General features: G+C 44.5%; 20 protein-coding genes and 1 pseudogene. 10 read left to right on the top strand and 11 right to left on the bottom strand.

Going from position 1 to position 26540, the window contains the following annotated elements:
* Positions 1-166 precede the first annotated feature (166 nt).
* Entirely contained in the window at positions 167-883 is a 717-nt protein-coding gene (locus tag AB4307_RS14385; protein WP_017060409.1) for a 3'-5' exonuclease, read from the bottom strand.
* A gap of 5 nt (positions 884-888) precedes the next feature.
* On the bottom strand, positions 889-2778 hold the full coding sequence (locus AB4307_RS14390) for a DUF294 nucleotidyltransferase-like domain-containing protein (protein ID WP_102333201.1): 1890 nt from the start codon (positions 2776-2778) through the stop codon (positions 889-891).
* Positions 2779-2928: 150 nt separating this feature from the next.
* Between AB4307_RS14390 and AB4307_RS14395 the strand changes: the two genes are divergently transcribed.
* Entirely contained in the window at positions 2929-3570 is a 642-nt protein-coding gene (locus tag AB4307_RS14395; RefSeq protein WP_017068768.1) for an outer membrane beta-barrel protein, read from the top strand.
* A gap of 124 nt (positions 3571-3694) precedes the next feature.
* Here AB4307_RS14395 and AB4307_RS14400 read toward each other — a convergent pair whose 3' ends face one another.
* The 3 genes and pseudogenes from AB4307_RS14400 to AB4307_RS14410 form a co-directional block, all read right to left on the bottom strand.
* Positions 3695-4885: an amino acid aminotransferase gene (locus tag AB4307_RS14400; RefSeq protein WP_372132177.1), complete on the bottom strand. Its 1191-nt coding sequence runs from the start codon at positions 4883-4885 to the stop codon at positions 3695-3697.
* Positions 4886-5087: 202 nt separating this feature from the next.
* Positions 5088-6590, bottom strand: a pseudogene (locus tag AB4307_RS14405) (HD-GYP domain-containing protein).
* Positions 6591-6879: 289 nt separating this feature from the next.
* Positions 6880-7179 (bottom strand): hypothetical protein, encoded by a 300-nt coding sequence (locus tag AB4307_RS14410; protein WP_017060414.1) that lies wholly within the window; start codon positions 7177-7179, stop codon positions 6880-6882.
* Positions 7180-7397: 218 nt separating this feature from the next.
* On the opposite strand from AB4307_RS14410, the gene AB4307_RS14415 reads away from it, so the two are divergent.
* Together AB4307_RS14415 and AB4307_RS14420 are read left to right on the top strand one after the other, a co-directional pair.
* Entirely contained in the window at positions 7398-8801 is a 1404-nt protein-coding gene (locus AB4307_RS14415; RefSeq protein ID WP_372132180.1) for an aminotransferase-like domain-containing protein, read from the top strand.
* A gap of 127 nt (positions 8802-8928) precedes the next feature.
* Complete coding sequence (locus AB4307_RS14420) at positions 8929-9135, top strand: hypothetical protein (RefSeq protein ID WP_004734707.1); 207 nt, start codon at positions 8929-8931, stop codon at positions 9133-9135.
* Between the two features lie 133 nt (positions 9136-9268).
* On the opposite strand, the gene asnS is transcribed toward AB4307_RS14420, so the two are convergent.
* The gene (gene asnS / locus AB4307_RS14425; protein WP_017060416.1) at positions 9269-10669 is read right to left on the bottom strand and encodes an asparagine--tRNA ligase; all 1401 of its coding nucleotides are present in this window, start codon (positions 10667-10669) and stop codon (positions 9269-9271) included.
* Between the two features lie 558 nt (positions 10670-11227).
* On the opposite strand from asnS, the gene AB4307_RS14430 reads away from it, so the two are divergent.
* Positions 11228-12718, top strand: a complete 1491-nt coding sequence (locus AB4307_RS14430) for a SulP family inorganic anion transporter (protein WP_372132183.1) — start codon at positions 11228-11230, stop codon at positions 12716-12718.
* Between the two features lie 88 nt (positions 12719-12806).
* Here AB4307_RS14430 and AB4307_RS14435 read toward each other — a convergent pair whose 3' ends face one another.
* The gene (locus tag AB4307_RS14435) at positions 12807-14429 is read right to left on the bottom strand and encodes a methyl-accepting chemotaxis protein (protein WP_048668647.1); all 1623 of its coding nucleotides are present in this window, start codon (positions 14427-14429) and stop codon (positions 12807-12809) included.
* 446 nt (positions 14430-14875) lie between these two features.
* Between AB4307_RS14435 and AB4307_RS14440 the strand changes: the two genes are divergently transcribed.
* A complete protein-coding gene (locus AB4307_RS14440) occupies positions 14876-15073 on the top strand; it encodes a hypothetical protein (protein WP_123923953.1) in 198 nt (65 codons plus the stop codon).
* 81 nt (positions 15074-15154) lie between these two features.
* On the top strand, positions 15155-16297 hold the full coding sequence (locus tag AB4307_RS14445) for an amino acid permease (protein WP_102432745.1): 1143 nt from the start codon (positions 15155-15157) through the stop codon (positions 16295-16297).
* A gap of 373 nt (positions 16298-16670) precedes the next feature.
* On the opposite strand, the gene AB4307_RS14450 is transcribed toward AB4307_RS14445, so the two are convergent.
* The 3 genes from AB4307_RS14450 to AB4307_RS14460 form a co-directional block, all read right to left on the bottom strand.
* Positions 16671-18032, bottom strand: a complete 1362-nt coding sequence (locus AB4307_RS14450; protein WP_017060420.1) for an L-serine ammonia-lyase — start codon at positions 18030-18032, stop codon at positions 16671-16673.
* Between the two features lie 120 nt (positions 18033-18152).
* Positions 18153-19406 (bottom strand): aromatic amino acid transport family protein, encoded by a 1254-nt coding sequence (locus tag AB4307_RS14455; protein WP_017065422.1) that lies wholly within the window; start codon positions 19404-19406, stop codon positions 18153-18155.
* 309 nt (positions 19407-19715) lie between these two features.
* A complete protein-coding gene (locus AB4307_RS14460; protein ID WP_102320451.1) occupies positions 19716-20315 on the bottom strand; it encodes a CoA pyrophosphatase in 600 nt (199 codons plus the stop codon).
* Positions 20316-20618: 303 nt separating this feature from the next.
* On the opposite strand from AB4307_RS14460, the gene AB4307_RS14465 reads away from it, so the two are divergent.
* Positions 20619-21161 carry a heme NO-binding domain-containing protein gene (locus AB4307_RS14465; RefSeq protein WP_017060423.1) on the top strand — a complete coding sequence of 181 codons (543 nt, stop codon included), beginning with the start codon at positions 20619-20621 and terminating at the stop codon, positions 21159-21161.
* A 1-nt stretch (position 21162) separates the two neighbouring features.
* Complete coding sequence (locus AB4307_RS14470; protein WP_372132186.1) at positions 21163-22881, top strand: ATP-binding protein; 1719 nt, start codon at positions 21163-21165, stop codon at positions 22879-22881.
* A gap of 142 nt (positions 22882-23023) precedes the next feature.
* On the opposite strand, the gene pabB is transcribed toward AB4307_RS14470, so the two are convergent.
* The gene (gene pabB, locus AB4307_RS14475; protein WP_372132189.1) at positions 23024-24403 is read right to left on the bottom strand and encodes an aminodeoxychorismate synthase component I; all 1380 of its coding nucleotides are present in this window, start codon (positions 24401-24403) and stop codon (positions 23024-23026) included.
* Positions 24404-24657: 254 nt separating this feature from the next.
* On the opposite strand from pabB, the gene AB4307_RS14480 reads away from it, so the two are divergent.
* A complete protein-coding gene (locus AB4307_RS14480) occupies positions 24658-26175 on the top strand; it encodes a fumarate hydratase (RefSeq protein WP_102320448.1) in 1518 nt (505 codons plus the stop codon).
* A gap of 163 nt (positions 26176-26338) precedes the next feature.
* Complete coding sequence (locus AB4307_RS14485) at positions 26339-26524, top strand: hypothetical protein (protein WP_004734731.1); 186 nt, start codon at positions 26339-26341, stop codon at positions 26522-26524.
* Positions 26525-26540 lie beyond the last annotated feature (16 nt).

Genomic DNA, 26540 nt, shown 5'->3' on the forward strand with positions numbered 1-26540 from the left:
CCATTAGAGCGGAACTGCTGGGGTGTGACGTTATAATATGTTTAAACGCTTATGGGAAATGCGCTTAGTCGGGCCAACCGTTGCTTAAACACAGACGATAAAAATGAAAAAGCCCACCAATGGAAGTTGATGGGCTTTGTGTTTGTATTTAGCTTACGTAACTCAGCTAGAGCCAGAAACTCTTCAGAGGCATCTCAGAGTCAAAGTGATGAGCAATTTGCGCTTGGAGTAGCTCAGCGGTCGCAATAGCGTCAGTTAATGCATGATGCGGCGTGTAGTCGGGCAGATGGTATCGACGACGACTCTGACCCAGTCTCACTGAAGCTGGCTTCTTACCTTTCAGCTTGTTCCACAAGCCGCCAGCCAGTTTATTTTGGATCTGAGATTCAATCTCCAGCGTGTCGAGGACTGGGAACTCAATGCCTTCACCGAGTCGCACTTTCAATGCATTGTCCAAAAAGTCACGTTCGATACGACGATAGTGAACCACAGGGATATGTCCCGCCATTGATTCTAAGATCTCGCCCAACACTTCGCTAAGGTCTGGCGCATCAATGATGTCATTGTGAGTGATGCCATGAATCACGACAGACTCTTCTTCAAGTTTCTGTTTTGGTCTTAGAGTCCAGTGTTTGGCTTGTCGCAAGTAGATGCGATTGAGCGTAAATGGCACTAAACCAATGGTAATGATGCCGTCTTTGTTTGGGTTTAACCCCGTTGTCTCAAAGTCGACAGCCAAAAACATCACTTCTGAAAGTGGCGTATCAGGCGCAGGAAGAGGCTGGCTATAAAAGTGCTTTAAGCGCTCGTCTCTCGCTCGTTCAAGCTTCTGAGCAAACTTAAATGGCCAATCGACCGCAGGTGATCTGAATAGTTTGTTCATAGGCCCTACTTAAACTTGTTGCTGGCTTGATAACGGAACTTAAGGAAGTTTTGCGCATTACTTAATATTTGGAATGCATCCTTTAGGTTACGTCGTTCGAAGTCAGACAGGTTCTCTGGCTCGATGTTGTTATCAGGCTCGATGTTGTTGTCGACATCGTGTGCTTGGTGGCGAATACGAACCAGAGAGATAAACTCCATCGCATCTTTCAAATCTTGAGCTCGGCCTTTTGGCAGAATACCGGCGTCAATAATGTCATCTAAGCGTTCGAACGAGTTCTTAGAGCGAGACGCTACCGCGAGCGAGTGAACACGAATCAAATCGGCGAGTGGCGCAGTACCACGACGCTTAAGGTTGATAGAGTTGTTGTGACGGCCATCTTTCTCCATCACGAAATCTTTGAAGAAGCCGAGCGGAGGTGTACGGTTGAGTGCGTTACGTGCAAGGCACGCCAAGAAGCGATTGTTCTTACGTGCGCGTCGAACAATAAAGCTGTTCAATTGCTCGGCCCATTTCAGACGACCATAAACGCCATCTAAGTCGAAGAAGATTGAAGCATTTAACAGTGCTTTCGGGTTTGGATCATCAATCCAATCGGCAAAGCACTCTTCCCATTGTCGACGAGTCATACGCCACGTTGGGTTAGTCGCCATGATATCGCCAGTACAATACACATAGCCACACTGATCTAAGCCATCACAAATAAAGGTCGACAGCTCCTCAAAGTATTTACCGTGCTTTTTCTCGTCGTAGGTATCATCAAGAATGATTGCGTTATCTTGGTCGGTAACCAGCAGCTGCTCATCACGCCCCATAGAGCCCAGTGCGAGGAAACAGTAAGGAATAGGCGACTTGCCCAATTTCTCTTCGCCCAGTTCGATAATTCGCTGCTTAAAGCTACGACCAATTACCGACATTGCAGTACCCACCATGTGGGCGTTGGCATCTTCGTTAACTAAGCGCACAAAGCTGTCTTTTACTTGCTCGGAAAGCACCTTCAGATCTTCGATACTTTGTTGCTGGAAGATACTACTTACCAATAACAGCGAGTTTTGAGACTCATAACGAACAATATCGGTCGCTTCGATAATACCAATCGGCTTCTTATCTTTAAGCACTGGTAAATGATGCACGTTATAGCGAAGCATGGTCATCATAGCTTCGTATACGTAAGCATTGTGATCGAGAGAGATAACCTCAGGTGTCATTACGCTAGAGACTTCATCCGATGGGTCAAGCCCTTCAGCTAAAACGCGAGTACATAAATCTCGGTCGGTGATGATACCAATCACGGGTGTTGAGTCATCTTCATCATCTTCAACGATATCTGGGTCGATGATCAACAAAGAGGAAACATTATCCTGTGCCATCATGGTCGCAGCTTGCTGAATCGTGCGCGTTTTTTCGATCATTGGTGCTTCGCTGGTCAGCAGCGTTTTAACCTTGGATGTCGTTAAGTCGTTAGCGTCGTTGCTGTCTGAGTTGGCTTGGCGCAGTCGCGCGTTATCTTCTACTTCTACGAAATCGGCAAAGGAGTCGTAGTTGTCGTAGAGCTCTTGGAAGATAGGCTCAGGAATACAGTAAAGCAGGGTATCTTCGGTGGCTTTAACTGGGAAACGCACCTTGTTGTTGGTCAGTAGGCCCATTTGACCGAACAAGTGGCCTTCATCCAGGCGGTTATAGAGTTCGCCTTTACGGCGGTAGACTTCGACTTCGCCACTTCGAACGATGTATAAGTCATGAATTTGATCACCAAAGTGAATGATAGGGGTATCTTGGCGGTAATAAGAAATTTCCACGCTACTGGTCACTTTCGCCAACATCTCCTCAGGGAGTTCTGTGAAAGGGGGGTATTGTGCCAGAAAGTTTTGAATCTCTAATAACTCAGCATCCATAATGATCATCCATTGGTTTGTATGATTTCATGGTACAACATTTGATAATATTTTGCCGTCACAAATCAATCTGTGAGCTAAAACCTTTTTAAAGTCTTATGGATAGACTAACCTTTCAATTAATGGAGTGACAGTTTAAGGATGATAGGAATGTCGAAGTGGAAGCTTAGTTTTGTATCTGCGGTTTTTATGTTTTCTCCAAGTTTGTGGGCGGACACTAACGCGGTGGATATTTTAGATTACGACCATATTTATGCCACGGCGCATTCGGGCAGTTTAAATGAAGATGCAGGCAGTAATAATAACGCCTCGTCGTATGGATTAGGCGTCAGTTACGCGATGACGGATGATTGGTTGTTGCTGGGAGACTACAGCGCACGCTTTATTCACCCTGATGACACCACAACTCGAATTGATACGCTGATGCCAGGTGTTGGTTACCGTTACAGCATTAAGAAAGATTTAGATATAGTGGCTTACTACCTGCTTGGTATCACAAAAGGTAAGGTTGAAGATAATGACACCAACCGAACTGAATCTTCAGACACTGAGTTCATCCAAGGGGTAAAAGCTGAGCTTAACTATGGCTTTGCGAAACGTTGGATAGCTAATGGGAGTGTGCAAGTGAATCGAAGTGACCTGTTTGATGAAGAGGTCTATCACTTAGGTTTACGTTATCTAGTGACCAATAAGTTTGCGATTGGTGGGTCATATCAACATCGAGATGGTGAAGGTAAAATTCGTAGCGAGCGTACTCACGAGCTAGGAGTGGAATTTTTCCTAGAGTATTAGCCAGTAACGAAAAGGCTAAGTGCACTAATAGCTCTTATATACAAAGAGACAGACACAAAAAAGCCAGCTTAATTGCTGGCTTTTACACATCTATTGGTCTGCAAATACAGGTTTCGCTTTTCGATTAAAGAACCGCAGCGATACCTTTACATAGAGGACCCATGTTTGACTTAGTCATACCAGCAACACTGATACGGCCAGAACCAACAATGTAGATTGCGAATTCGCCTTTTAGGCGAGTTACTTGCTCTTTGCTTAGACCTGAGAACGAGAACATGCCGTTTTGACGTTCGATGAATGTGAAGTCTGCATCAACACCTTCTGATTTCAGTGTCGTTACGAATAGTTCACGCATCTCTTGGATACGGTCACGCATTTCTGCCACTTCTGCTTCCCATTCAGCACGTAGATCAGCATCACCAAGGATGTGAGTAACGACAGCACTGCCGTGGGCCGGTGGGTTAGAGTAGATAGAGCGGATAATGCTCTTAACTTGAGAGAATGCTGTCGTTGCTACGTCTGCTGATTCAGCAACCAGAGTGAATGCACCAACACGCTCGTTGTACAAGCCGAAGTTCTTAGAGAACGAGCTAGCAACAAGGATCTCTTTGTTGTATTGAGCAAAAATACGTAGGCCAGCAGCATCTTCTTCAACGCCTTTTGCAAAACCTTGGTAAGCAAAATCGAATAGAGGCAGCAGTTTCTTCTCAGCAACCAATTTAGCCAGTACTTCCCACTCTTCAGTTGTTGGGTCGATACCTGTTGGGTTGTGACAGCAGCCGTGAAGAAGAACGATATCGCCTTCAGAAGCTTTCTCTAGGTCAGCAACCATACCAGCGAAGTCTTTGTCTTTAGTTTCAGCGTTGTAGTAGCTGTATTGAGCAGTTTCGATCCCCGCAGCTGCGAAAACGCCGTTGTGGTTAGCCCAAGTTGGGTTACTGATCCAGATTTTCACTTCGCCCAGTTGGCGCTTGATGAATTCACCCGCTACGCGAAGTGCACCTGTACCACCTGGAGCTTGTGCTGTTTTAGCGCGTTGAGATGCAACGATCTCTGCGTCTGAACCGAAAAGAAGTTTCTGAACCGCTAGACCGTATTCAGCTGTACCTTCAATCGTTAGGTAAGATTTGGTTTTTTCGTTTTCAAGAAGTGCAGCTTCTGCTTTCTTTACTGTTTTAAGTACTGGTGTTTGACCATCTTCATTTTTGTAGATGCCAACGCCAAGGTTGATTTTCTCTGCACGAGAGTCTTTTTTAAACTCTTCAGTAAGGCCGAGGATAGGATCGGCGGGAGCAGCTAACACTTTTTCAAACATAATCTTCATCCATGTCAATTGAGAGGGGATAGTATCTATGGGTAGTTATACCTGTATGGAATTTTTAAGACAATACGAAGTGAACAGAAAGACCAAAAAAAATCCATTTCAATCAGATTTATTGACTAAAGAGGATATTTGATAACAAAACACTCTACGGATTAACCTATAGGGTGCAAGAAGTTAGTGGATTTTGAATAGATTACGCTGGTTGAGCAATAAAGCTTTCGCGCTCGAGTTCACTCGCTACATTTTTGCCATCTTTGTAGGTCGCAGCAATTGAAACAAACGCTTGTTCGACGACCAGAAAAGCTTGGACAACTTGCGGATCAAAATGCGTCCCATTGCCCTCTAAGATGATCTGTTTAGCTTGTTCATGAGTAAAGGCTGGCTTGTAGACTCGCTTCGAGATGAGCGCATCATAAACATCAGCTAATGCCATTAAACGGCCAGATAACGGGATATCTTCACCAGACAACTGATTAGGATAACCACTGCCATTCCATTTCTCGTGGTGAGTCAGAGATATCTCCTTTGCGACTCTTAAGAAAGAGCTACTTCCCAACTGCTTTTCTGCAATAGATAACGCTTCAGCCCCAATCGCGGGGTGACCTTTCATTATCTCAAACTCTTCGTCCGTCAATTTGCCCGGCTTCAATAACACACTATCAGGAACACCTACTTTGCCCACGTCGTGCAAAGGCGCAGATTTGTAGAGCAACTCGATGTAGTTTGGTGTTAACAAGCTTGAGTGGGTTTCTGATTTGCTGAGCTCTTGTGCGAGCACCTTGACGTACTCTTGAGTTCTTAGGATATGTGCGCCCGTTTCATTGTCTCGAGATTCAGCCAATGCCGATAAGCTCACAATGGCCACGTCACGTGTGGTTTTGACTTCGTTTTGCGCGGTTTCAAGGCTATCAAGCATGGTATTGGTCATAGATGCCATTGAGCCAAGCTCGTTGTAGCCGAAAATAGGTAAGCGAACGCCTTGCTCGCCATTGGTGACTTTGTTTAATGCGTGCTCTTGGCTTAGGAGAATACGCTTAATTAGCTTGCTCCAAAGCGTCATGATGGTTATCGCGTAGCCACCCAGTACCACAGCCAAATAAATAAACTCTTTGATCACGCTGATCTTGCCGGTGCCATCCAATAAGCGGTCAGGGTTATGTTCTAACCAGAAGATGTCTTTGACAGCAATCATCGTCAACATAGTCGTCAGTGTTACCAGAAGCACGATAACCAAGCCTATCATCTGCTTGACCAGTGAACTTCTTTCACCAACCAGTTGGAAGTCGAATTGTCCAGTCGTCTCCATTTTATCCATTTGGCTGAGCTTGGCATTCAATTGAAGAATGGTTCCGGTAAAGAAGCCGAATAGACTCATGCCAAACAGCACCTTCAAATTACTATCTATGGTGAATTCATAGCTTAAGTTTTAGTAGAGCGCGAAAGGCACACTTGCAGCAAAAAATAGCAGGGTATCGAGTTGCGCGAATCGGCCTTGCTTGACCAAGGTATGTTGCGCCAATGGGTAACGACGTGCGAGCCATAATAAGATAAACACAATACTGACTTGTGTGAAAATCTCTAACGTCGTTAAGCTATCGAGCATAGGGCACACCCGACTGCCATAGGTGCCAAACAGCACGCCAGCAATGACGTATAACTTAGTCGTTAGCGATTGATTGTAATTTGAAGTATCCATCGGTAAGCCTTTGTTCTCATTCTTATTAGATTTACGCATTCATTGATTCACGACTTTAGAATTTCGAATGATTAGCATAGCTGACGTGAATAAGACCGGAAATTCTATCGATAGCTTTCGTGGATTGATACAAGAAACTGGTTTGTGTTAGAGATTTGTTAGCTAGGTGGGGGTTATTGCAGCATTTTTATGAAGATACTTGAATAGCCCCGGTCGAGGGTCGAGGCTATTCAGTCTGTGTATTGGGTTAGAATCGCGCGTGATTGAGTTCGCTATCTACTTTACCCCGTTACTTTTTGAGATTGATTTCAGCTTCGATTGAGCCGGTTTCAATCTCAGGGTGAGACGCTAGTTTGTCTGCAGCCCATTGGTTGATGTGTTTCAGAATAGCAGACACCGCGTGTTTTTCCGTTGGTGCTTGGTCTTGTTCGACATCGATCTTTTGCTTTGGATGTGAGCCTGTCGCATCTTCAGCAATATGGAGCCAATCTGGGTGCCAGTAATATGGCTGACCGCTCGGTGTTGTCCAACTGTGAACACCGTTTGACTCTCCTTTATAACTTAATTGGTCTGCTTCTATTTTTTTCATTGTTATCTCGCATGTTTTTGGGTTACATCAAATTATTGAGGTAGAAAGCCAACTTAGCTCCTACCTTGGGTACAAACTTAGCAAAGCTTACAAAGTTATCTGTGAACTAATTCACACTATTGTGGAAATTAGGTGCGATCATATGTATAGCAGCAATAGTTGTTGGCGTAAGTGATAAAATCACCGGCTCACAGAATTTCTCTAGGTAGTACAATTAGATGGCGCGTTATGAAGAGCTTGCAAAGGATATTCGAACTCAGATAGCCAACAATACGTGGCGATCCGGAGAGAAGATCCCTTCGGTACGCATGAGTTGTCGAAATTACAACGTCAGCAATAGTACTGTCTTACAAGCCTACCAGTTGCTAGAAAGCGAAGGGTGGATCATCGCTAAACCTCAGTCGGGCTACTTTGTAGCGCCAAGGCTGGACGGCGTTGACTACGCACAGCCACTCGTTAGTGAAAAGAAAGCCATTAATGACCGCTTATTTGATTTCTTGAAGTCGAGTTCAGCCGAAGGTGTGATTCCTTTCGGCTCTGCATTCCCAGATCCTGACCTGTTCCCGTTACCTACCTTGACTCGAAACCTTGCCAGCGCGGGTAGGAAGATGACTGGCGCGAGTGTGATAAATAATTTGCCACCGGGCAGTGAGTCCTTGAGAAGGCAAATCGCACAGCGTTATCTGCAGCAAGGGATTACGGTTAATCATCAAGACATCGTGATTACGTCGGGTGCTATGGAGGCGCTCAACTTGAGCCTGCAAACGGTCACCAAGTCGGGTGATAACGTCGTGATTGAGTCTCCCGCATTCTATGGTGCTCTGCAGGCTGTCGAGAGGCTCGGGCTTAACCCGATCGAAGTGGACGTTTGCCCAATCAATGGGTTGAATATAGAGCAGTTTGAAAACGCGCTACAAAACCAAGATGTTAAAGCGTGTTGGCTGATGACGACTTTTCAAAACCCAACGGGAACCAGTTTGTCGGAACAGGCAAAGCGCTGTGTGGTAGAGATTGCAGAACAGCATGGAACCTACATTATTGAAGATGACGTGTATGGCGATCTTTATTACGAAGGGCATAAGCCGAAGCCACTAAAGGCCTTCGATAAGACCGATTCCGTCTTGCTTTGTGGGTCGTATTCAAAAAGTTTGTGTCCTGGTTATCGAGTAGGGTGGGTTGTGAACACGCGTTTTAACGACGCGATTCAAAAGTTACAGCTTCTTTCTACGTTATCGAGTAGCGCTCCTGTTCAACTTGGTGTCGCTCATTTCTTAACGCATGAAAGCTACGACAATCACCTTCGTAAACTGCGTAAAAACCTTGTCGTCAGGAAAGAGCGATTTATCGATGTCATTAAGCAGTACTTTCCGCATTCAATAGAGATTGAAGAGCCGGCTGGTGGTTACTTGATATGGATTCGCTTTTCTGAAAAATTCGACAGCCAACAGTTTCATCAACTGGCTATCGAACAAGGTATTAGCGTTGCATCTGGCGATCTGTTTAGTGAGCATGGCAGAGTGGATAACGCGATACGATTGAACTTCTCTTATGAACTAACAGAAGAGAAAGAACAGGCGCTCATCTGGCTTGGCAAACTGGCACATCAACTTACGCACTCGTAAAACCTTAAGTCCCTCATAACAAAGACAATCATTCCAACTGTACGGGTTGTTTGTGGGGTAACTGTACGCCTAATTGACCAAAGAGTTGTGATTCAATAACGGTAGACCAAATATTGGAGATACCGTTATGTTGAAAATGACTATGGGAAATGAAGTTAAGCTGATTATTGTCGCTATTGTGTGTGCGCTTCTGCTTATTCTCGGCCACGTACTGCTGGCAAAAGCATTCGCTGATATGGCGTGGGCGGAATACACCACTGCCGCGATCCCATTCGTTATGATGGCAATTTGCGGTCTTGCAATAAAATACGCTATCGACCAAGATGTGGATTAGCTTTTGAAATAATGAGTCTCAGATAGTGGCACGCAGAAGCATCTGGACTCGTTTTATTCCGAACATAAAAAAACCTCCGCAAGTGCGGAGGTTTTTGTTTGTTCTTAACTTTTAATATCGAATAGGTTTCGAATTAGAAGTTTGCAGAGCGTGGTGTACGTGGGAATGGAATCACGTCACGAACGTTACCCATACCTGTTACGTAAGATACTAGACGCTCGAAACCAAGACCGAAACCAGCGTGTGGCACTGTACCGTATTTACGTAGGTCGCGGTACCAGCTCATGTGCTCAGGGTCGATACCCATAGCAATCATACGCTCGTCTAGAATGTCTAGACGCTCTTCACGTTGTGCACCACCGATGATTTCACCGATGCCTGGTGCAAGTACGTCCATTGCTGCAACTGTTTTGCCGTCGTCGTTTAAGCGCATGTAGAAAGCTTTGATGTCTTTCGGGTAGTTCTTAACAATAACAGGTGCTTTGAAGTGCTCTTCAGCTAGGTAACGCTCATGCTCAGAAGACATGTCGATGCCCCACTCAACGTCAAACTCAAATTTCTTACCAGAGTCTAGTAGGATTTGGATTGCGTCAGTGTAGTCAACTTGTGCGAAATCAGCGTCTACGAATTGCTCTAGACGAGTAATTGCTTGCTTGTCGATGCGAGAAGCGAAGAACTCAAGGTCGTCGCGGCGCTCTTCAAGAACAGCAGCGAAAACGTACTTAAGCATGTCTTCAGCCAGTTTCGCTACATCGTTAAGGTCTGCAAACGCAACTTCAGGCTCAACCATCCAGAACTCAGCTAGGTGGCGGCTTGTGTTTGAGTTTTCAGCACGGAACGTAGGACCGAACGTGTAAACCTTGCTTAGTGCACAAGCATAAGCTTCAGCATTAAGTTGGCCAGATACTGTTAGGAACGTCTCTTTACCGAAAAAATCTTCGTTGAAGTCTACGTCGCCTTTTTCAGTGCGTGGTAGGTTTTCCATGTCTAGCGTAGAAACACGGAACATTTCACCAGCGCCTTCTGCATCAGATGCAGTAATAAGCGGAGCAGAAGTCCAGAAGAAGCCTTGCTCGTGGTAGAAACGGTGAATCGCTTGAGATAGACAGTTACGTACACGTGCTACTGCGCCAATCACGTTTGTACGTGGACGTAGGTGAGCAACTTCACGAAGGTATTCGATAGAGTGACGTGTCTTAGCCATTGGGTAAGTGTCAGCGTCTTCAACCCAGCCTACAACTTTAACGTCAGTTGCTGCTAGTTCGAAGTCTTGACCTTTCGCAGGAGACTCAACAATCTTACCCGTTACTTCAACAGAGCAGCCAGTTGTTAGCTTTAATACTTCGTTTTCGTAATTATTAAGATTATTAGGAACCACGGCCTGAATCGGGTCGAAACAAGAGCCGTCATAAATGGCAAGGAAAGAGATTCCAGCTTTGGAATCACGACGTGAACGGATCCAGCCGCGAACAGTTACTTCACTGTCTACCGCTAGCTTGCCGCCAAGTACGTCTGTTACAGGCGCGTAAGTCATGTTGATTTCATTCTCCATTGAGGGACAAATTCAACTCAAAGTCTCTGGCATTGCTGCAAATAAATATACATTTGCACAATAATTAGCCGAAACATTAAGTTGTATAAACTTTTTAAATCGATTGAACATATTACCTGTCATACCGACAGCTTCAACCTTTATTCTTGCTTGGTGAAAGAAATATTGTGTCTACTGACCATAAATACGTTTGAGGGTGTGTTTTTTGTTCGATCTTAGCGTGCGCCTTACGTTCCGCCTAATGTGAATCGTCGAATGAACAAGGCGTAATCGAAACCTTTGTTTCCAATAATTGGAGTGTGATTGTGTTGAAACTCGCTCTATATTGGCGCGGATTCAGTCATATTGGACTTAATCACCTTCTTAATTTCCCACTAAAGCAACAAGAGGAGTTTAATATCTACGTGTTAATTACGCCGCCTTAACCCCTGCATTCTCTCTACACCCGCACTTTTCGAGCGCTCGCTCATTCAAGAAAAACAGTCGATCAGATTATGTCTCAACAAGGCAGGACTGGCTGTACAAGTAAAAGAGAATTACATGCTTAATTATTTAAAAAAACACTGGTTATCAAACGTCAAAGGAGATTCATTATCTGGGGTTGTGGTTGCACTCGCATTGATCCCTGAAGCCATCGCATTTTCAATTATTGCAGGCGTTGACCCTAAAGTAGGGCTATATGCTTCGTTCTGTATTTGTGTCGTAACCGCTTTGGTTGGCAGTCGCCCAGGAATGATTTCCGGAGCAACAGGCGCAATGGCGTTGTTAATGGTCACCTTAGTGAGAGAGCACGGATTGGAGTACTTGCTTGCTGCTTCATTTCTTGCAGGCGTTATTCAAATCGCGGCGGGATATCTCAAGCTCGGTAACCTGATGAACTTTGTTTCCAAATCGGTGATTACTGGATTTGTTAACGCGCTCGCCATCCTAATCTTCATGGCCCAGCTCCCTGAATTGGTCAGCGTCCCTTCGAGCGTTTATGTATTAGTCGCTTTGGGTTTGGCGATCATTTATCTGCTTCCTTATTTCCCCAAGTTTGGTCGTGCAATACCTTCTCCATTAGTCGCGATTGTTGCCCTGACAGTCATTAGTTTGTTGTTCGGATTAGATGTGAGAACGATTGGCGATATGGGTAAGCTTCCTGATTCACTGCCTGTCTTTTTAATTCCCAATATTCCATTAACGTTTGAGACGCTTGCAACCATCCTGCCATATTCGATTGCTCTATCTCTGGTTGGCTTGTTGGAATCCTTGATGACAGCGACAATAGTGGATGACCTGACCGATACTGAAAGCAATAAAAACAATGAGTGTAAAGGGCAGGGCGTTGCGAACATCGTGGCTTCCCTTTTTGGTGGCATGGCGGGTTGTGCGATGATCGGTCAGTCGATCATTAACATCAAATCAGGTGGCTTAACCCGATTATCCAGCATGATTGCCGGGGTTGTTTTGTTATTAATGGTGGTGTTTGTTTCTGATTGGTTGAAGCTGATACCGATGGCAGCTTTAGTGTCTGTGATGATCATGGTTTCTATCGGCACATTCTCGTGGCGTTCTATTGTTGAGCTTAAAGACCACACACTTCCAACTAATGTAACCATGTTAGCGACCGTGGTGGCGGTGGTGTTTACTCATAACTTAGCGATTGGGGTGGCGGTTGGCGTGGTGTTATCGGCTCTGTTTTATGCACATGCCAGCAAATCCATGGTGTTTATATCCGATGAAGTCGTGACCAACGAAATGAACACCATTCACCGAGTGAAAGGCCATGTCTTCTTTGCTTCGTCTGATGCGTTTGTCGACCTATTTGATTATGACAACGCGACCTCTTTAGTGACCATCGATATATCGGATGCGTCATTCTTAGATAATACCTCGGTTGAAGCGCTTGATAAGGTTGTGTTCAAGTTCCGTAAAAAGGGGGCTTATGTGGAGGTTTCTGGAATGGATACCGTGAGTGCGAATCTGATATTCAAACACGCGATGTACCACAAGCATAAAGACTTAACCGCGGTTTCCATTACGCACTAATCGTTGTCTAAGGTTATTTGAAAGCCTGAACTAGACATTGTTAGGAAGATAAAGCGCTCATTGTGAGCGCTTTTTTGTTGTAGACGACCTATGGGTTCTTCTTTGTACTCGACAAAGTAAACTGATTAATCAGTGACTCAAGGTGATCAGACAGCTCTTCTAAGTCATTGCTGATGTCGCGGGTTTCAGCCGCAGATTGCGATGTGTTGTCGGCGTGAGAAGTGATGGTTTCAACCTTTTGTTGAACATCTTGAGTCGCTTGTGTGGTGGATTGCGTTTGCTGCTGAATGTTCTGTGCGTGGGCTAGCACCTGTTTCATCTCTTCAACCACCCCATTCATTTCTATTGAAAGTGCGTCGATGTCGGTGGAGCTTTGATGGGCTTGTTCGCAAACGCGATCGGTCGAAGTCAGAGACTCTTCACTGCCTTGCTGGAATTGATGAATGATTGACTCAATGCTGCCTGTTGCTTCGGCGGTTCTTGATGCTAGGTGACGAACTTCATCAGCAACTACTGCAAATCCTCGACCTTGTTCTCCGGCGCGAGCCGCTTCAATCGCTGCATTTAATGCAAGAAGGTTGGTTTGGTCGGCAATGCCACGAATCACACTCAAGATTGAAGAGACCTCTCCGGTTTGCTCATTGAGTGTCAGTATCTTGTGCTTCACTTCTTCTATACTGCTGACTAGGTTCTTTATCTCACTGCTTGCGTCGTGTGCTTGGTTGGCACTCTTACACGCTACATCGGCGGTGTGATTGATGAGTTCTGAAGCGGTTAAAGTGGCTTGTTCTACATTGACTTGTTGCGCCTGTATCCCTTCGACATTGTGTTGCACTTCTGCGGTTTCGCTTTGCTGGTCGCTGGCGGCTTGCTCGGTAATTTGCGCGACGCTAGTCAGTTGGTTGGCAGACGCATTCAGTTTATGCGAAGTATTCTGTACCTTTTCTAAGCTGTCAGATACGGTGCCCATGAACGAGTTGATGGAGTTAGCCAGCGTGCCAATCTCATCCTTACTTTGTTCAGGCAGGCGAGTGGACAGGTTTTTATCGCTGCTGACTTGGGTCATGAAGCGAGAAGTCTGTTGAAGAGGGCGCACGATAATCTTGCGAATTAATCCCATCGTAAGAACAAATCCGGCAAACGAGATCACCGTCATAATGCCAATAGCGGTCATGGTTTGAGTGTTGATCAGCGAGTTGACATGACTAAGGTTGTATTCAAGGCGAATTGCCCCCAATACTTCGCCTTCTGGTGCCATATGACAGGCGACGCAATTGGTACCCCGGTAATCTTCACTCGACTTCATGGGTAGAGCAATAACCAAGCCTTTACCCCAATCGGCAGAAAAGGGTTCGATAACCGTTTCACCTGCTAGCGCTCGCTTGTCGATATCATCAACAGGTATTTGATTGTCATTACCGGGACCGTATAACTTGCTTACAGCGTCAGCGCGCAAAACACGAACGTCTTCAATGCCTTCTTGTGCTAACGCTTTTTGACGCAGGGTCTCTTTTTGCGCCATTGTGCCAGTCAGCATCATCATATTAAGGCTATCGAAATAGTTACTTGCCTTATCATGAAGCTGTTCACTCAATACAGAGTTAACAAGTTGTTTTTGCTGCGAATATTGAAAGTAGGTCGATATTGCTAGCAAAAAAGTGAACACAATAGCGAGGGCCACTAGAATTTTGAAGGTTATAGTTGAGCGCATAAGGTATTAATTTTTTATTTTTTAATGACGCGCATACTGTACGTGTAAGAGTCACTACCACCTATGGGGTACGGCGAATTGTGTGACCATACTCCGGTTGTGGTTATGTTTCTGTGATGTAGCAAGTTTGTGTTATGTCTTATGTCAAAATATAACGTTGAGTTGTGAATTTGATTCTAGTTAGAGGAGAGAGTCTCGGGTTCCATGGGCTAGATGTATTTATCAGCTTGTCTTTTATCAATGAAAATTATTGTATTAGAAGGTTTGGTGGTCAACTTATATCCAGATAGCTATTTTGTTCAATTTAATAGCAAAAAGTGTGGTTATAGCGTTGTGTTTCGAGTCTCATTCGATAAGATGAGAAGGTCTCTAATGCTAGAGGTAGGGCAGCAACGGATACGCTGCTTCAAATACTATGGAATGTGAATCAATTATTGGACACATACATGAAATTCAAGATTACATCGCCGATTATTGAACCTACGGAAGGTTCACCACATCAGTTAACGCTTACTCACGCTTCTCGTTTTACCTCTCTTAAGACAAGCTCCCCTTTGAACGCCCTGTTCGACAACGTCTCTGCACGCTTCTTTACCGCTTATCGCTCCTATTGTTATTCGTTTTATAACTTTATTTCTATCTGAATTCCTTTGTCATCCACTTGATGCACGAAGACTCACACCTATAAAAACTAAACAAATAAGTTAAAAATAATGAATATTAAAATGATGGGTAGCTCCCTAATTATCGCTGGTACCGCTCTCGGTGCTGGTATGCTCGCGATCCCAATGGTATTAGCTCAATTTGGATTGCTTTATGGCACACTGCTGATGGTACTGATCTGCTTCGGTACGACTTACGCAGCATTATTACTTCTAGAAGCGACCATCAAAGCGGGTGGCGGTCTAGGATTAAACTCTATTGCCCGAAAAACCTTGGGTAAACAAGGCCAGTTGCTTACCAACGGTTTGCTATACGCGTTATTAATTTGTCTATTAATGGCTTACATTCTGGGCGCAGGTGACTTGCTGAGTAAGTTACTGTCTAACTTTGGCGTCGAAATTACCGCTACTACCAGCCAAATAGTGTTTACCTTGCTTGCTGGCGCTGTAGTCGCAAGTGGTACTGGTGTGATTGATAAACTCAACCGCGCATTGTTCTTCGTGATGCTTGCAAGTTTGTTTGCAACCATGGCGTTCTTGGCACCGAGCATGACTCAAGAAAACTTGATGCAGGTAACCAGCCATGACCACGTTGATTTAATCAAAACCAGTGCAATCCTGTTTACAAGCTTTGGCTTTATGGTTGTGATTCCAACTTTAGTTTCTTACAACCACGAAGCGACAGACAAACAGCTGCGTAACATGGTGATCGTCGGTTCTCTGATCCCTTTAGTGTGTTACTTGTGCTGGTTGTTTGCGGTAGTGGGTAACTTGAGTGAAGAGCAATTCAGAAGCTTTAAGAACGTATCCGATTTGATGGCGGCGTTTGAGGCTCAATCTCCTTGGGTGGGTAACGTTCTGTCTACCTTCACTGGGTTGGCGTTGTTGACCTCTTTCTTTGGTGTGGCGATGGCGTTGTTCAACCAGAACAAAGACATGTTCAACCAAAATACTGCAGTAACGTACTGTATTAGCTTTATCTTACCGTTGGCAGGTTCATTGCTTGCTGCAGACAAGTTCCTACAAGTGTTGAACTACGCAGGTATCATCTTAGTGTTCTTAGCTGTGTTCGTTCCTCTGGTGATGGTTCACAAGCAACGCTTTATGAAAGTAGCAGAAGATAGATACAGCGCGGAAGGTGGCAAGCCGATGATGCTTTTCTCATTGTTGTTTGGTTGCTTCTTGCTTATCTCGCAAGTGATTTAGCAAAGCAATTTGGTTGGTTGAATAATTAGGGCGTGTTGACCTTTCGTGGTTAAATTTTGTTCGAGATAAAAGCGTTTTTATCGCGGCGAGGGGGAAGTAGCCTAGTCACTCTAAGCAAACCCCCCTCAACAAAGAGTAAAACGCTTATAGCCGAACCCTTCGGGCAGCGTTTGCTGGCCATTTCTACTACGTTATCGGCTTCTCATGTACATCGACGCCTCTGCCTTGTATAAATACCCAGCAACTCGCTGCAAAAATCAGCTCGAAAGATCAACACGCCCTAGTCACTTAGCTTCAGCTACAAAAGCTTTAGGTACAAAAAAGGAACGCCTCGGCGTTCCTTTTTTATTATCGGTTTATTAATTCAGAGTGATTAACAAACAACTTTAACAGCCAAACCACCTTGAGATGTCTCACGGTATTTAGCGTTCATGTCTTTACCTGTTTCTAGCATCGTTTCGATAACTTTATCTAGAGAAACAGTAGGAGCAGAAGAACGACGAAGTGCCATACGAGTCGAGTTAATTGCTTTAACTGCTGCAATACCGTTACGCTCGATACATGGTACTTGTACTTGGCCAGCAACTGGGTCACACGTTAGACCTAGGTTGTGCTCCATGCCGATTTCTGCAGCCATACATACTTGCTCAGGGCTACCACCCATAAGCTCAGCAAGACCAGCAGCAGCCATAGAACATGCCACACCAACTTCACCCTGACAGCCAACTTCAGCACCAGAGATAGAAGCGTTACGCTTGTAAAGACCACCGATCGCGCCAGAAGCTGCGAAGTAACGGATGTAATCTTTCTCTGTCACTGTTTGGATGAACTTATCGTAGTAAGCCAATACAGCAGGGATGATGCCACATGCGCCGTTTGTTGGTGCCGTAACTACACGGCCGCCAGCTGCATTTTCTTCGTTTACTGCGAAAGCAAACATGTTTACCCAGTCAACAACCGACATTGGATCATTGGTTGTTTTTTCTGAAGTCATTAGCTGTTGGCGAAGTGCTGCTGCACGGCGAGGAACACGTAGTGGACCAGGCAGGATACCTTCAGTATTCATACCGCGATCCATACACTCACGCATAGTTTTCCAGATGTTAGCGAAGTAAGTGCGAGACTCTTCGTCTGAGTGGAACGCTGCTTGGTTTTTCATAACCAGTGTACTGATAGAAAGACCGCTTTCTTTGCACTGATTAACCAGCTCTTCAGCTGTTGTGAATTCGTAAGGTGCTTTGATTGGGTTTTCTTCTTCTTTGCCGAAGTTCTCTTCGTCAACGATGAAACCGCCACCAATTGAGTAGTACGTTTTTGAGTATGCAACTTCGTCACCAACCCATGCATGAATGCTCATGCCGTTCTCGTGTAGAGAAAGGTTGCTAGTGTGGAAGTTCATACCGCCATCGCGTGGGAACGATACTGTATGACAGTGCATGCCAACAGGAAGGCGCTCAGTTTCTTCTACGCGAGCAATGAAGCCAGCAATAGAATCGATATCAACACGCTCAGGAGTATTGCCAGCAAGACCCATGATGATTGCGATATCTGTGTGGTGACCTTTCCCTGTCAGTGATAGTGATCCATATACGTCCACGGTGATTTTAGTGATGTCGCGCAATTTTCCCATTGAACGTAGGTCATCAATAAATTCTTTACCCGCTTTCATTGGTCCAACTGTGTGTGAGCTCGATGGACCAACACCGATTTTATAGATATCAAATACACTAATCATAGCGATTACCTCAAAAAGAGAGCCTCCCAAGGGGAGTAGGGAGGCTCATTTATTATCATTATATTTTTTGTCTAATCTCGCGATATAAGATGGATGCCATCTTATAAAAAGGGCTTGAGATTAAAGAGCGCCGTAGATTACAGAACTAATAGCCGCTAGACCACATAAAGCTGTAAAGATTTGCACAGGTGCTGAAGTTTTGTACTTAGCCATAGCTGGTACTTTCTGCATCGCGAACACAGGCATTAGGAACAGGATAGCTGCAATCATTGGAGCACCCATTGTTTCAATCATACCTAGGATACTTGGGTTAACTACCGCAACAATCCAAGTTGTAACAACGATGAACGCTAGAGATGCTTTTTCAATCTTAGAGATTGAAGAACCAGAGCGAGACTTGATTAGACCAACAAGACCTTCGTGAGCACCTAGGAAGTGACCGAAGTAGCTAGAAGTAATCGCTGCGAACGCTACTAGAGGACCCATGTAAGAGATAAGTGGAGACTCATGTACGTTTGCTAGGTAAGAAAGAACAGAGATGTTCTGTGCTTGTGCTGTTGCTAGTTGCTCTGGAGATAGAGAAAGAACTACAGAGAATACGAAGAACATTACAAAACCCATCAGCATCATTGCTGCGCCGCCAGTGATCGCGTCAGTTTTCTTAACTGCGTTTTCACCGTATACACGACGTTGCTCTTTAGAGAACTGTGAAATGATTGGGCTGTGGTTGAAAGAGAACACGATGATTGGAATTGCAAGCCAGATAACAGAAGGCATTGTTGACCATTCAGGTGTTACTTCCATCATTGAAGTGTTCCAATCCGGAACTAGGTAGAAAGACAGTGCTAGTAGGATGAATACTAGTGGGTAAACCATTGCTGAAGTCGCTTTCAGCATCAGATCTTTACCGAATACAACACCTGTAGTCATAGCAAGGATAAGTGCACCAGAAAGAAGAGGACGAGGAATAGATTCCATACCCATTTGGTTTACTAGGAAAGAATCAACAGTGTTTGTGATACCAACACCGTAAATCAGAACGATTGGGTAGATAGCGAAAAAGTAAGCGAAAGTAATAAGGTTTGCGCCAGTCTTACCGAAGTGTTCTTCTACTGTATCTGTAATGTCAGCTTCAGGGTTTTTAGCGGACAGTACGAAACGAGCTAGAGATTTGTGTGCGAACCAAGTCATTGGTGCCGCAATTAGAGCTAGGATAACTAATGGCCAAAAACCACCCGCACCAGCTTTGATTGGAAGGAATAGTACGCCAGCACCAACTGCTGTACCGAATAGTGATAAACACCAGGTAAAATCTTTATAGTTAAACTTGCTTGAATCTTTAACGGCATTTGCCGAAGAAGTTGTTGTGTTCATGTTAAATTACTCATTTTTTGGGAACAGGAAATAAGTCGGGGCTAATTCTGCAGAATTTTCTTCTGCAAAAAATAGATCTAAATCATGTAATGAAACGGCGTGTCACATGATATGCGAAAAACGAATTTTTGATCACGAAAATAGCGTGCTACATGTGATTTATGTTTATGCCTGGTATTATTTTTATTTATGCGAAAGGCGGGGTTGTATAGATTTATACCAGGGAAACGTTTGCGTAAAATTGCATTAATAAATCTGTTCCATAGAAAGTCTGGATTTTGTTAACAGAGATTAAACAAAACGTAGTTGCTATGTGATTCGTTGCAGTACGTGTTGCTGCAGCGATTGGATAATTTGCGCCGTAACGCCCCAAATTAGGTGCTCTTGGAAAGGCATCGCAAAAACCCGATGCTTGATTTGTTTAAAGTTAACAGTGTGGCTGTGTAACTTGGCTTGGTCTAAAACATAGGTAGCGGGTACCTCAAAAATTGAGGCAACTTCGTTCTCATCAATGATGGCTTCATAGTCAGGATCGACCATGGCAATAATCGGCGTCACAGAAAATTTACTAATAGTACTCAATGCTGGTAATTGCCCAATAATTTTAACTTGATCCGATCGAATTCCCACCTCCTCATGGAGCTCTCTGAGTGCAGTGAATTGCATAGAAGGGTCAGAAAGTTCGTGTTTACCACCAGGAAAGCTGACTTGGCCGGGGTGATGCTTTAAATGAGCCGCTCTTTTAGTAAAAATGACATGTAAACCATCTTCTCTTTCAACTAAACCTACCACCACTGCCGCTTTACGTAATTGCTCGCCACTGATGTGCGAAACACGCTCTACTGACTCAGGATGATAGCCAACGGTAGGGTTAAGTTGGAATTGCTGAAGGAAGTTTTCTTTATTCATATCAAGCCAATATATTGATTATTATGATTTTAAGTATAGACATAACCGTGGGTTGATTACCAATATCGAGTTTTTCTTCATTCACTTTCCCTCTTTTAGTTATCAATTGGGCGTCATGAGAGGCTGTTTACCGATGAATCTCCTCAAAATGACGATTTTTGCTATATTCAATATGTGCATACAGGCGAGTAAGCGTTACCCATGTCATAAAATTGGGTGACGAAACGTAGATTTTTTGTTTAAGAATTTGATAACAATAACTTAGTGGACCATTCTAAAAAGAAATAGAAGAAAAGGTATGAGATGAAAGGAATCATATTCACCGAATTTTTAGAGCTTGTTGAAGACAAGTTTGGGCTAGAGCTTTTGGAAGAAGTTCTAGAAATGTCAGAAGATGAAGGGATCTATACGTCGGTCGGCAGTTACGACCACAAAGACCTTGTCAGGTTGATTATCAACTTGAGTAAGAAAACCGATATTGATGCGGCAAGCTTGCAACGCGTGTTTGGGCAGTCTGTATTTAAGAACTTACTGGCCTCATTACCGAATAAAGCGAGCCTTGCTCACAGCAATACCACCTTTCAATTTATTCAGCACGTAGAGCGTTACATTCATGTTGAAGTGAAGAAGCTCTATCCAGATGCTGAGCCACCTGAATTCAGTTTTATCACCACGACCGAAGCACAACTTGTTTTTGACTACAAAAGCGCAAGGTGTATGTCTCATGTTTGCTTGGGGCTTATTGAAGGATGTGCTGAATACCACGGTGAATCTATCGCGGTGGAGATGACGCCACAAAATGATGACCAAAGCGTGGTTAGGTTTAATCTCAAAGTAGAAAAGTAATATGGATCTGGCATCTGCCCTAGAGAAGAAGCTTAAGCGTCAAATCGCGGCAAGGAAAGCGGCTGAAGGATTGTTGGAACAGAAGAGCCTCGAACTGTTCGAGGCTAACCAACAGCTTGAGCTTGCTTTGCGTCAGTTAGAAAAACGCTCCAACGCGAATATACGCCGCATTGAATTCCAAGAACAAATCGACAACCTGTTGATTGATTTTGGGCGCGCGTTTCTAAGAAATGATCTCGATGATGTCATGCTATCTGAACTAACGACCAACGTGACTAACAGTTACTTAATCGAAGCCAGTCGTTTGATTCTACCTCCCAAGCTCATCCCTCAGTTACAGACCTATGATTATGGCGATGAGACTGTCGAGGTGTTAGAGCAAGACATTCAAGAACCTCATTGGCAAGACAACCTACTGACCGTGCCCTTAGAGGTTGAAAAAGTCATAGTTGGTGCGTTAATCGTCAGAGTCAGGTTGTTAGACCAAGACTACGAGTTTATCCAAAGCCAACTGTTGTTGGTCACGGACCTTATCTGCAGTGCCTTAACCCATCAACTAGCAATCAACCGAAATATTGAATCACGTAAACGAGCGGAAGAGTCCGAAAGGGCAACGCGTGACTTTGTGGCCATGATTAATCATGAGTTAAGAACTCCACTTAATGGCTTACTAGGCAGTGCCGAGTTGATCAGTGATACCGAACTGAATAGCTCTCAGCGTGAGATAGTGAACAACCTGAGCCAATCTGGAGAGTTTCTCCGAACCATCATTAATGATCTATTGGATTACAGCAAAATCAATGCAGGGATGTTGGAGCTTATTCCAAAGAAATTTGCCCTACGTGATTTGAGAAACACGATTGAAAGCATCTTCGTCAATCGAGCAATTGAGAAGCAGCTCGAATTCAATATCAGTGTTACGTCAAACGTTCCCTCCCATTTCCAAGGCGATTTAGAGCGCATCACACAACTGTTTGTGAACTTAATAGGTAATGCGATTAAATTTACAGAAGAAGGGCATGTGAATGTTGATATTGAGTGGGACAGAAACCAATTTGTTTTCTCTGTAGAAGATACCGGAGTCGGAATTGCTGAATCAGCACATAAGACGCTATTTGAACCTTTTACACAGGCAGATAACTCAAGTAGCCGAAACTATGAGGGCACCGGGCTTGGCTTAGCGATTTGTCGCAAACTGGTGGCTCTGATGAATGGTGATATTGGGGTGACCAGTGTCGTTGGTTCAGGCACGACGTTTACCATCTCGATTCCTCTTCAAGTTGTCGATGTTCCGGCAGAGAGTGATAGTGTCGCCAAGGGCTTTGAGTATGAGGCGGAATTGTCACTACTTAAAGTGCTGGTGGTTGATGATATTAAGATGAACCAGATCATCATCCAACAGATGCTTCGTAAACATGAGATTGAACCAGCTATCGCAAGCAATGGTGTCGAAGGGTTTGAGCTCGCGTCAGACAATGAATACGATATTGTATTCATGGATTGCAGAATGCCTGTTATGGACGGGTTTGAAGCAACAGAGAAGCTAAGAGAGAAGGGTTACGTTAAATCTATTGTGGCTCTGACCGCCGGAACGACACTTGAAGAACGCGAACGTTGTATTCAGTGTGGGATGGATGACATTTTGAGTAAACCTTACACCGCCAACGATCTGAAAGAGATGCTTAAGAAGTGGGGTGTCTCTGCGGTGAAGGTCGCTTAAACACGCGAATAAAGCGTTGTGAGTTATGTACTCTAACTTACAGACTAAAAAACCGAAGTGATCTTACGATCCTTCGGTTTCTTTTTATATCGAACTTTTGCTAGCCGTTAAGCTACGGAACTCGCAGTTAATGACACTAGGTTTAGCAATCTTCAAGTACCGGTAGAATTCGACTCAGCTTATCCAGTGTTTCTTGGTATTCAGAAGCACAATCACTATCAAATACCACACCACCGCCAGCCCAAGCATAAAGCGTGTTGTTCTCGGCGACTAATGTACGAATGGTAATACTGGTATCCATTCTGCCATTTCGGCTGATGTAGCCAATACTGCCGCAGTACGCTGAACGTCGATGCGGTTCTAACTCTTCAATGATCTGCATCGCGCGAACTTTTGGTGCGCCAGTAATCGAGCCTCCAGGGAAACAGGCTCTCAGAAGGTCAGTTGCAGAGTATTGGTCATCAAGGTCCGCTCGTATCGTGCTCACTAAGTGGTGCACGGCAGGGAAGCTTTCAATATCGAAGAGCTTTGGTACATGCACTGTGCCCGGTTTTGCTACTCGGCCAATGTCATTACGAAGTAGGTCGACGATCATCAAGTTTTCCGCCTGATCTTTATCGGCGCTTGCTAGGTCTTGCGCGTTGGTATTATCAATCATCGGGTCCTCAGAACGAGGTCGTGTGCCTTTGATTGGCTTGGTTTCAATGACGTTGTCTTTGAGTTCTAAGAAACGCTCTGGCGAAACACTGATGATTGCGCAGTCGGCCAAACGGATAAAACCCGAAAAGGGCGCTGAGTTGTACTGTTCTAACTTGTCATAAGCCAGCCATTCACTACCTTGGTATTGGGCATTGAAGCGCTGAGCTAAGTTAATCTGATAGCAGTCCCCGGATAACAGGTACTCTTGAACACTATCGAACTTAGTGGCGTAGCTCTCTTCGCTCATATTGGATTGCCACGGTGTGGTTAACCCAAAGGGCGCATGTGATAGGTGTGATTGAGCCATCTGCTGCATTAGCCAATCATGATGTTCATCGATATTGCTACCGACAATACACGCCGTTTTCAATTGGTGGTCAACGATAACAGCCCATTCATACAAGCCAACTGCCATGTCAGGTGCTTCAATATCACGCTTTGCGAGTGATGGAAGTGTCTCGACTCTGCGCCCTAAATCATAGCTAAAATAGCCTAAAGCGCCGCCAACGAATGGCAACTGAGTGTGCTCTTTAGTCGCAGGCAATAATTGTTGCTGATATTGGTCGAGTAGTTCGAAAGGATCAGAGTCTGAAACCTCGCACGTCTCATTAACATTAACGGTCGTTTCTGCACCGATTGTCTCGAAGGTGGCGATGGGTTGAGCAACTAAAATATCGTATCGACTATCAACGTGGCTTTCTGAAGCGGAGCGTAATAGCATTGCCCACGGCAGGTTTTCAATATGGGAAAACAGCTGTTTAGCTAAAGTTGATTGATATTCAAGCGGCTTGATTTGGATAGAGCGAAATTCGTTGTTATTCATTTGTTTAATTTGTGACAAAGAGTTCGATCACTGCATGGCGTGTGAGAGGAAGCAAGAGTATCATAAATTGAAAATAAAATGGGTTCTTGATTAGAAAGGAGTAATCCAAGTGGTTTAGTTTAAAGCTATGCAAGCGATTGCTAAAGCAACTAAATACAGCTCAACACAATAAAAAGCTAAACCACCTAATTCGATTTGGCACATATAGTCAAACTGTGAACCCACATGGAACCAGAACAATAAAGAGGCATGCAATGACGGTTATTCGTAAGCAAGATGTGATCAGCAGTGTCGCTGACGCACTTCAGTACATTTCTTATTATCACCCTTTAGACTTTGTCCAAGCCCTAGAAAAAGCGTACGAGAAAGAAGAGAGCCAAGCAGCTAAAGATGCGATCGCTCAGATTCTTATCAACTCGCGCATGTCTGCGGAAGGCCATCGTCCAATTTGTCAGGATACGGGTATTGTTACTTGTTTCGTGAACATCGGTATGGATGTTAGGTGGGAAACGGATCAAACAGTACAACAGATGGTTGATGAAGGCGTTCGTCAAGCTTACAACAACCCAGATAACCCATTGCGTGCATCTGTCCTAATGGACCCTGCAGGTAAGCGTATTAATACCAAAGACAACACACCAGCGGTTGTCCACATTAATATGATTCCAGGCAACAAAGTTGAAATTCAAATCGCGGCTAAGGGCGGCGGTTCTGAGAACAAAACCAAGATGGTTATGCTGAACCCTTCTGATGATATTGCAGAATGGGTAGAGAAGACGCTGCCAACAATGGGTGCAGGCTGGTGTCCACCGGGTATGCTAGGTATAGGCATTGGCGGTACGGCTGAGAAAGCAGCGGTACTAGCGAAAGAATCTTTGATGGAACACATCGATATTCAAGAGCTTATCGAAAAAGGCCCTGAGAACGCAGAAGAAGAGCTTCGCCTAGACATCTTCAACCGTGTAAACAAGCTAGGTATTGGTGCACAAGGTCTTGGCGGTCTCACTACTGTGGTTGACGTAAAAATCAAAACAGCACCAACACACGCAGCATCTAAGCCAGTTTGCTTAATCCCGAACTGTGCAGCAACGCGTCACGTTCACTTCACGCTAGATGGCAGCGGCCCAGCAGAGCTAACGCCACCTAAGTTAGAAGAGTGGCCAGACATCACTTGGGAAGCGGGCGCAAATACACGCCGTGTTAACCTTGATGAAGTGACTAAAGAAGACGTACAAGAGTGGAAGACCGGCGAAACGGTTCTTCTGTCAGGTAAGATCTTAACCGGTCGTGATGCTGCTCATAAACGTATTCAAGGCATGCTAGAAAGCGGCGAAGGCTTACCAGCCGGCGTTGATTTCAAAGGCAAGTTCATTTACTACGTGGGTCCTGTTGATGCTGTAGGTGATGAAGCGGTAGGTCCTGCGGGCCCAACAACTTCAACACGTATGGATAAGTTCACTGACATGATGCTGAACGAAACTGGCATTATGGGCATGATCGGTAAAGCGGAACGTGGCCCTGCAACGGTTGAATCAATCAAAGAGCACAAAGCGGTTTACCTAATGGCGGTTGGCGGTGCAGCTTATTTAGTCGCGAAAGCAATTAAAAAAGCACGCGTTGTTGCGTTTGAAGATCTCGGTATGGAAGCGATTTACGAGTTTGAAGTTGAAGATATGCCTGTAACGGTAGCGGTTGACTCTAACGGCGTGAACGCACACCAGATCGGCCCTGACACGTGGAAAGTGAAGATTGCTGAAGCTGAGAAAGCGTAATTAACCGACGCCAAAAATCGTAATTGTCGCTAACTTCAGCGTTTGAATTGCAATTTTTGACAGAAAGTTAAAGACAAAAGTGCAGCATTATCTGCACTTTTGTCTTATTATCAATGATATAGTGATAAACACATAGTTTGATATAAGAACATAGGAGAGAGGAATGCCTCGTTTTATTCAGATCCTACAGATTATCTTGGCAGTGGTGATTGGTGCTTTTGTTGGCTACGACCTGATCTTGAAAGGGATCAGTATCTTTGATAATAAATACGTGACGATTACATGTGCGCTTTGGCTAATTGCAGAGATTGCACTGTTTGTTATCTACAAGTTGATTGAAGACGATTAGACGTCGGATATCGTGC

This window comes from Vibrio sp. 10N.261.52.C2 (assembly GCF_041471425.1).
GTDB lineage: Bacteria > Pseudomonadota > Gammaproteobacteria > Enterobacterales > Vibrionaceae > Vibrio > Vibrio crassostreae_C.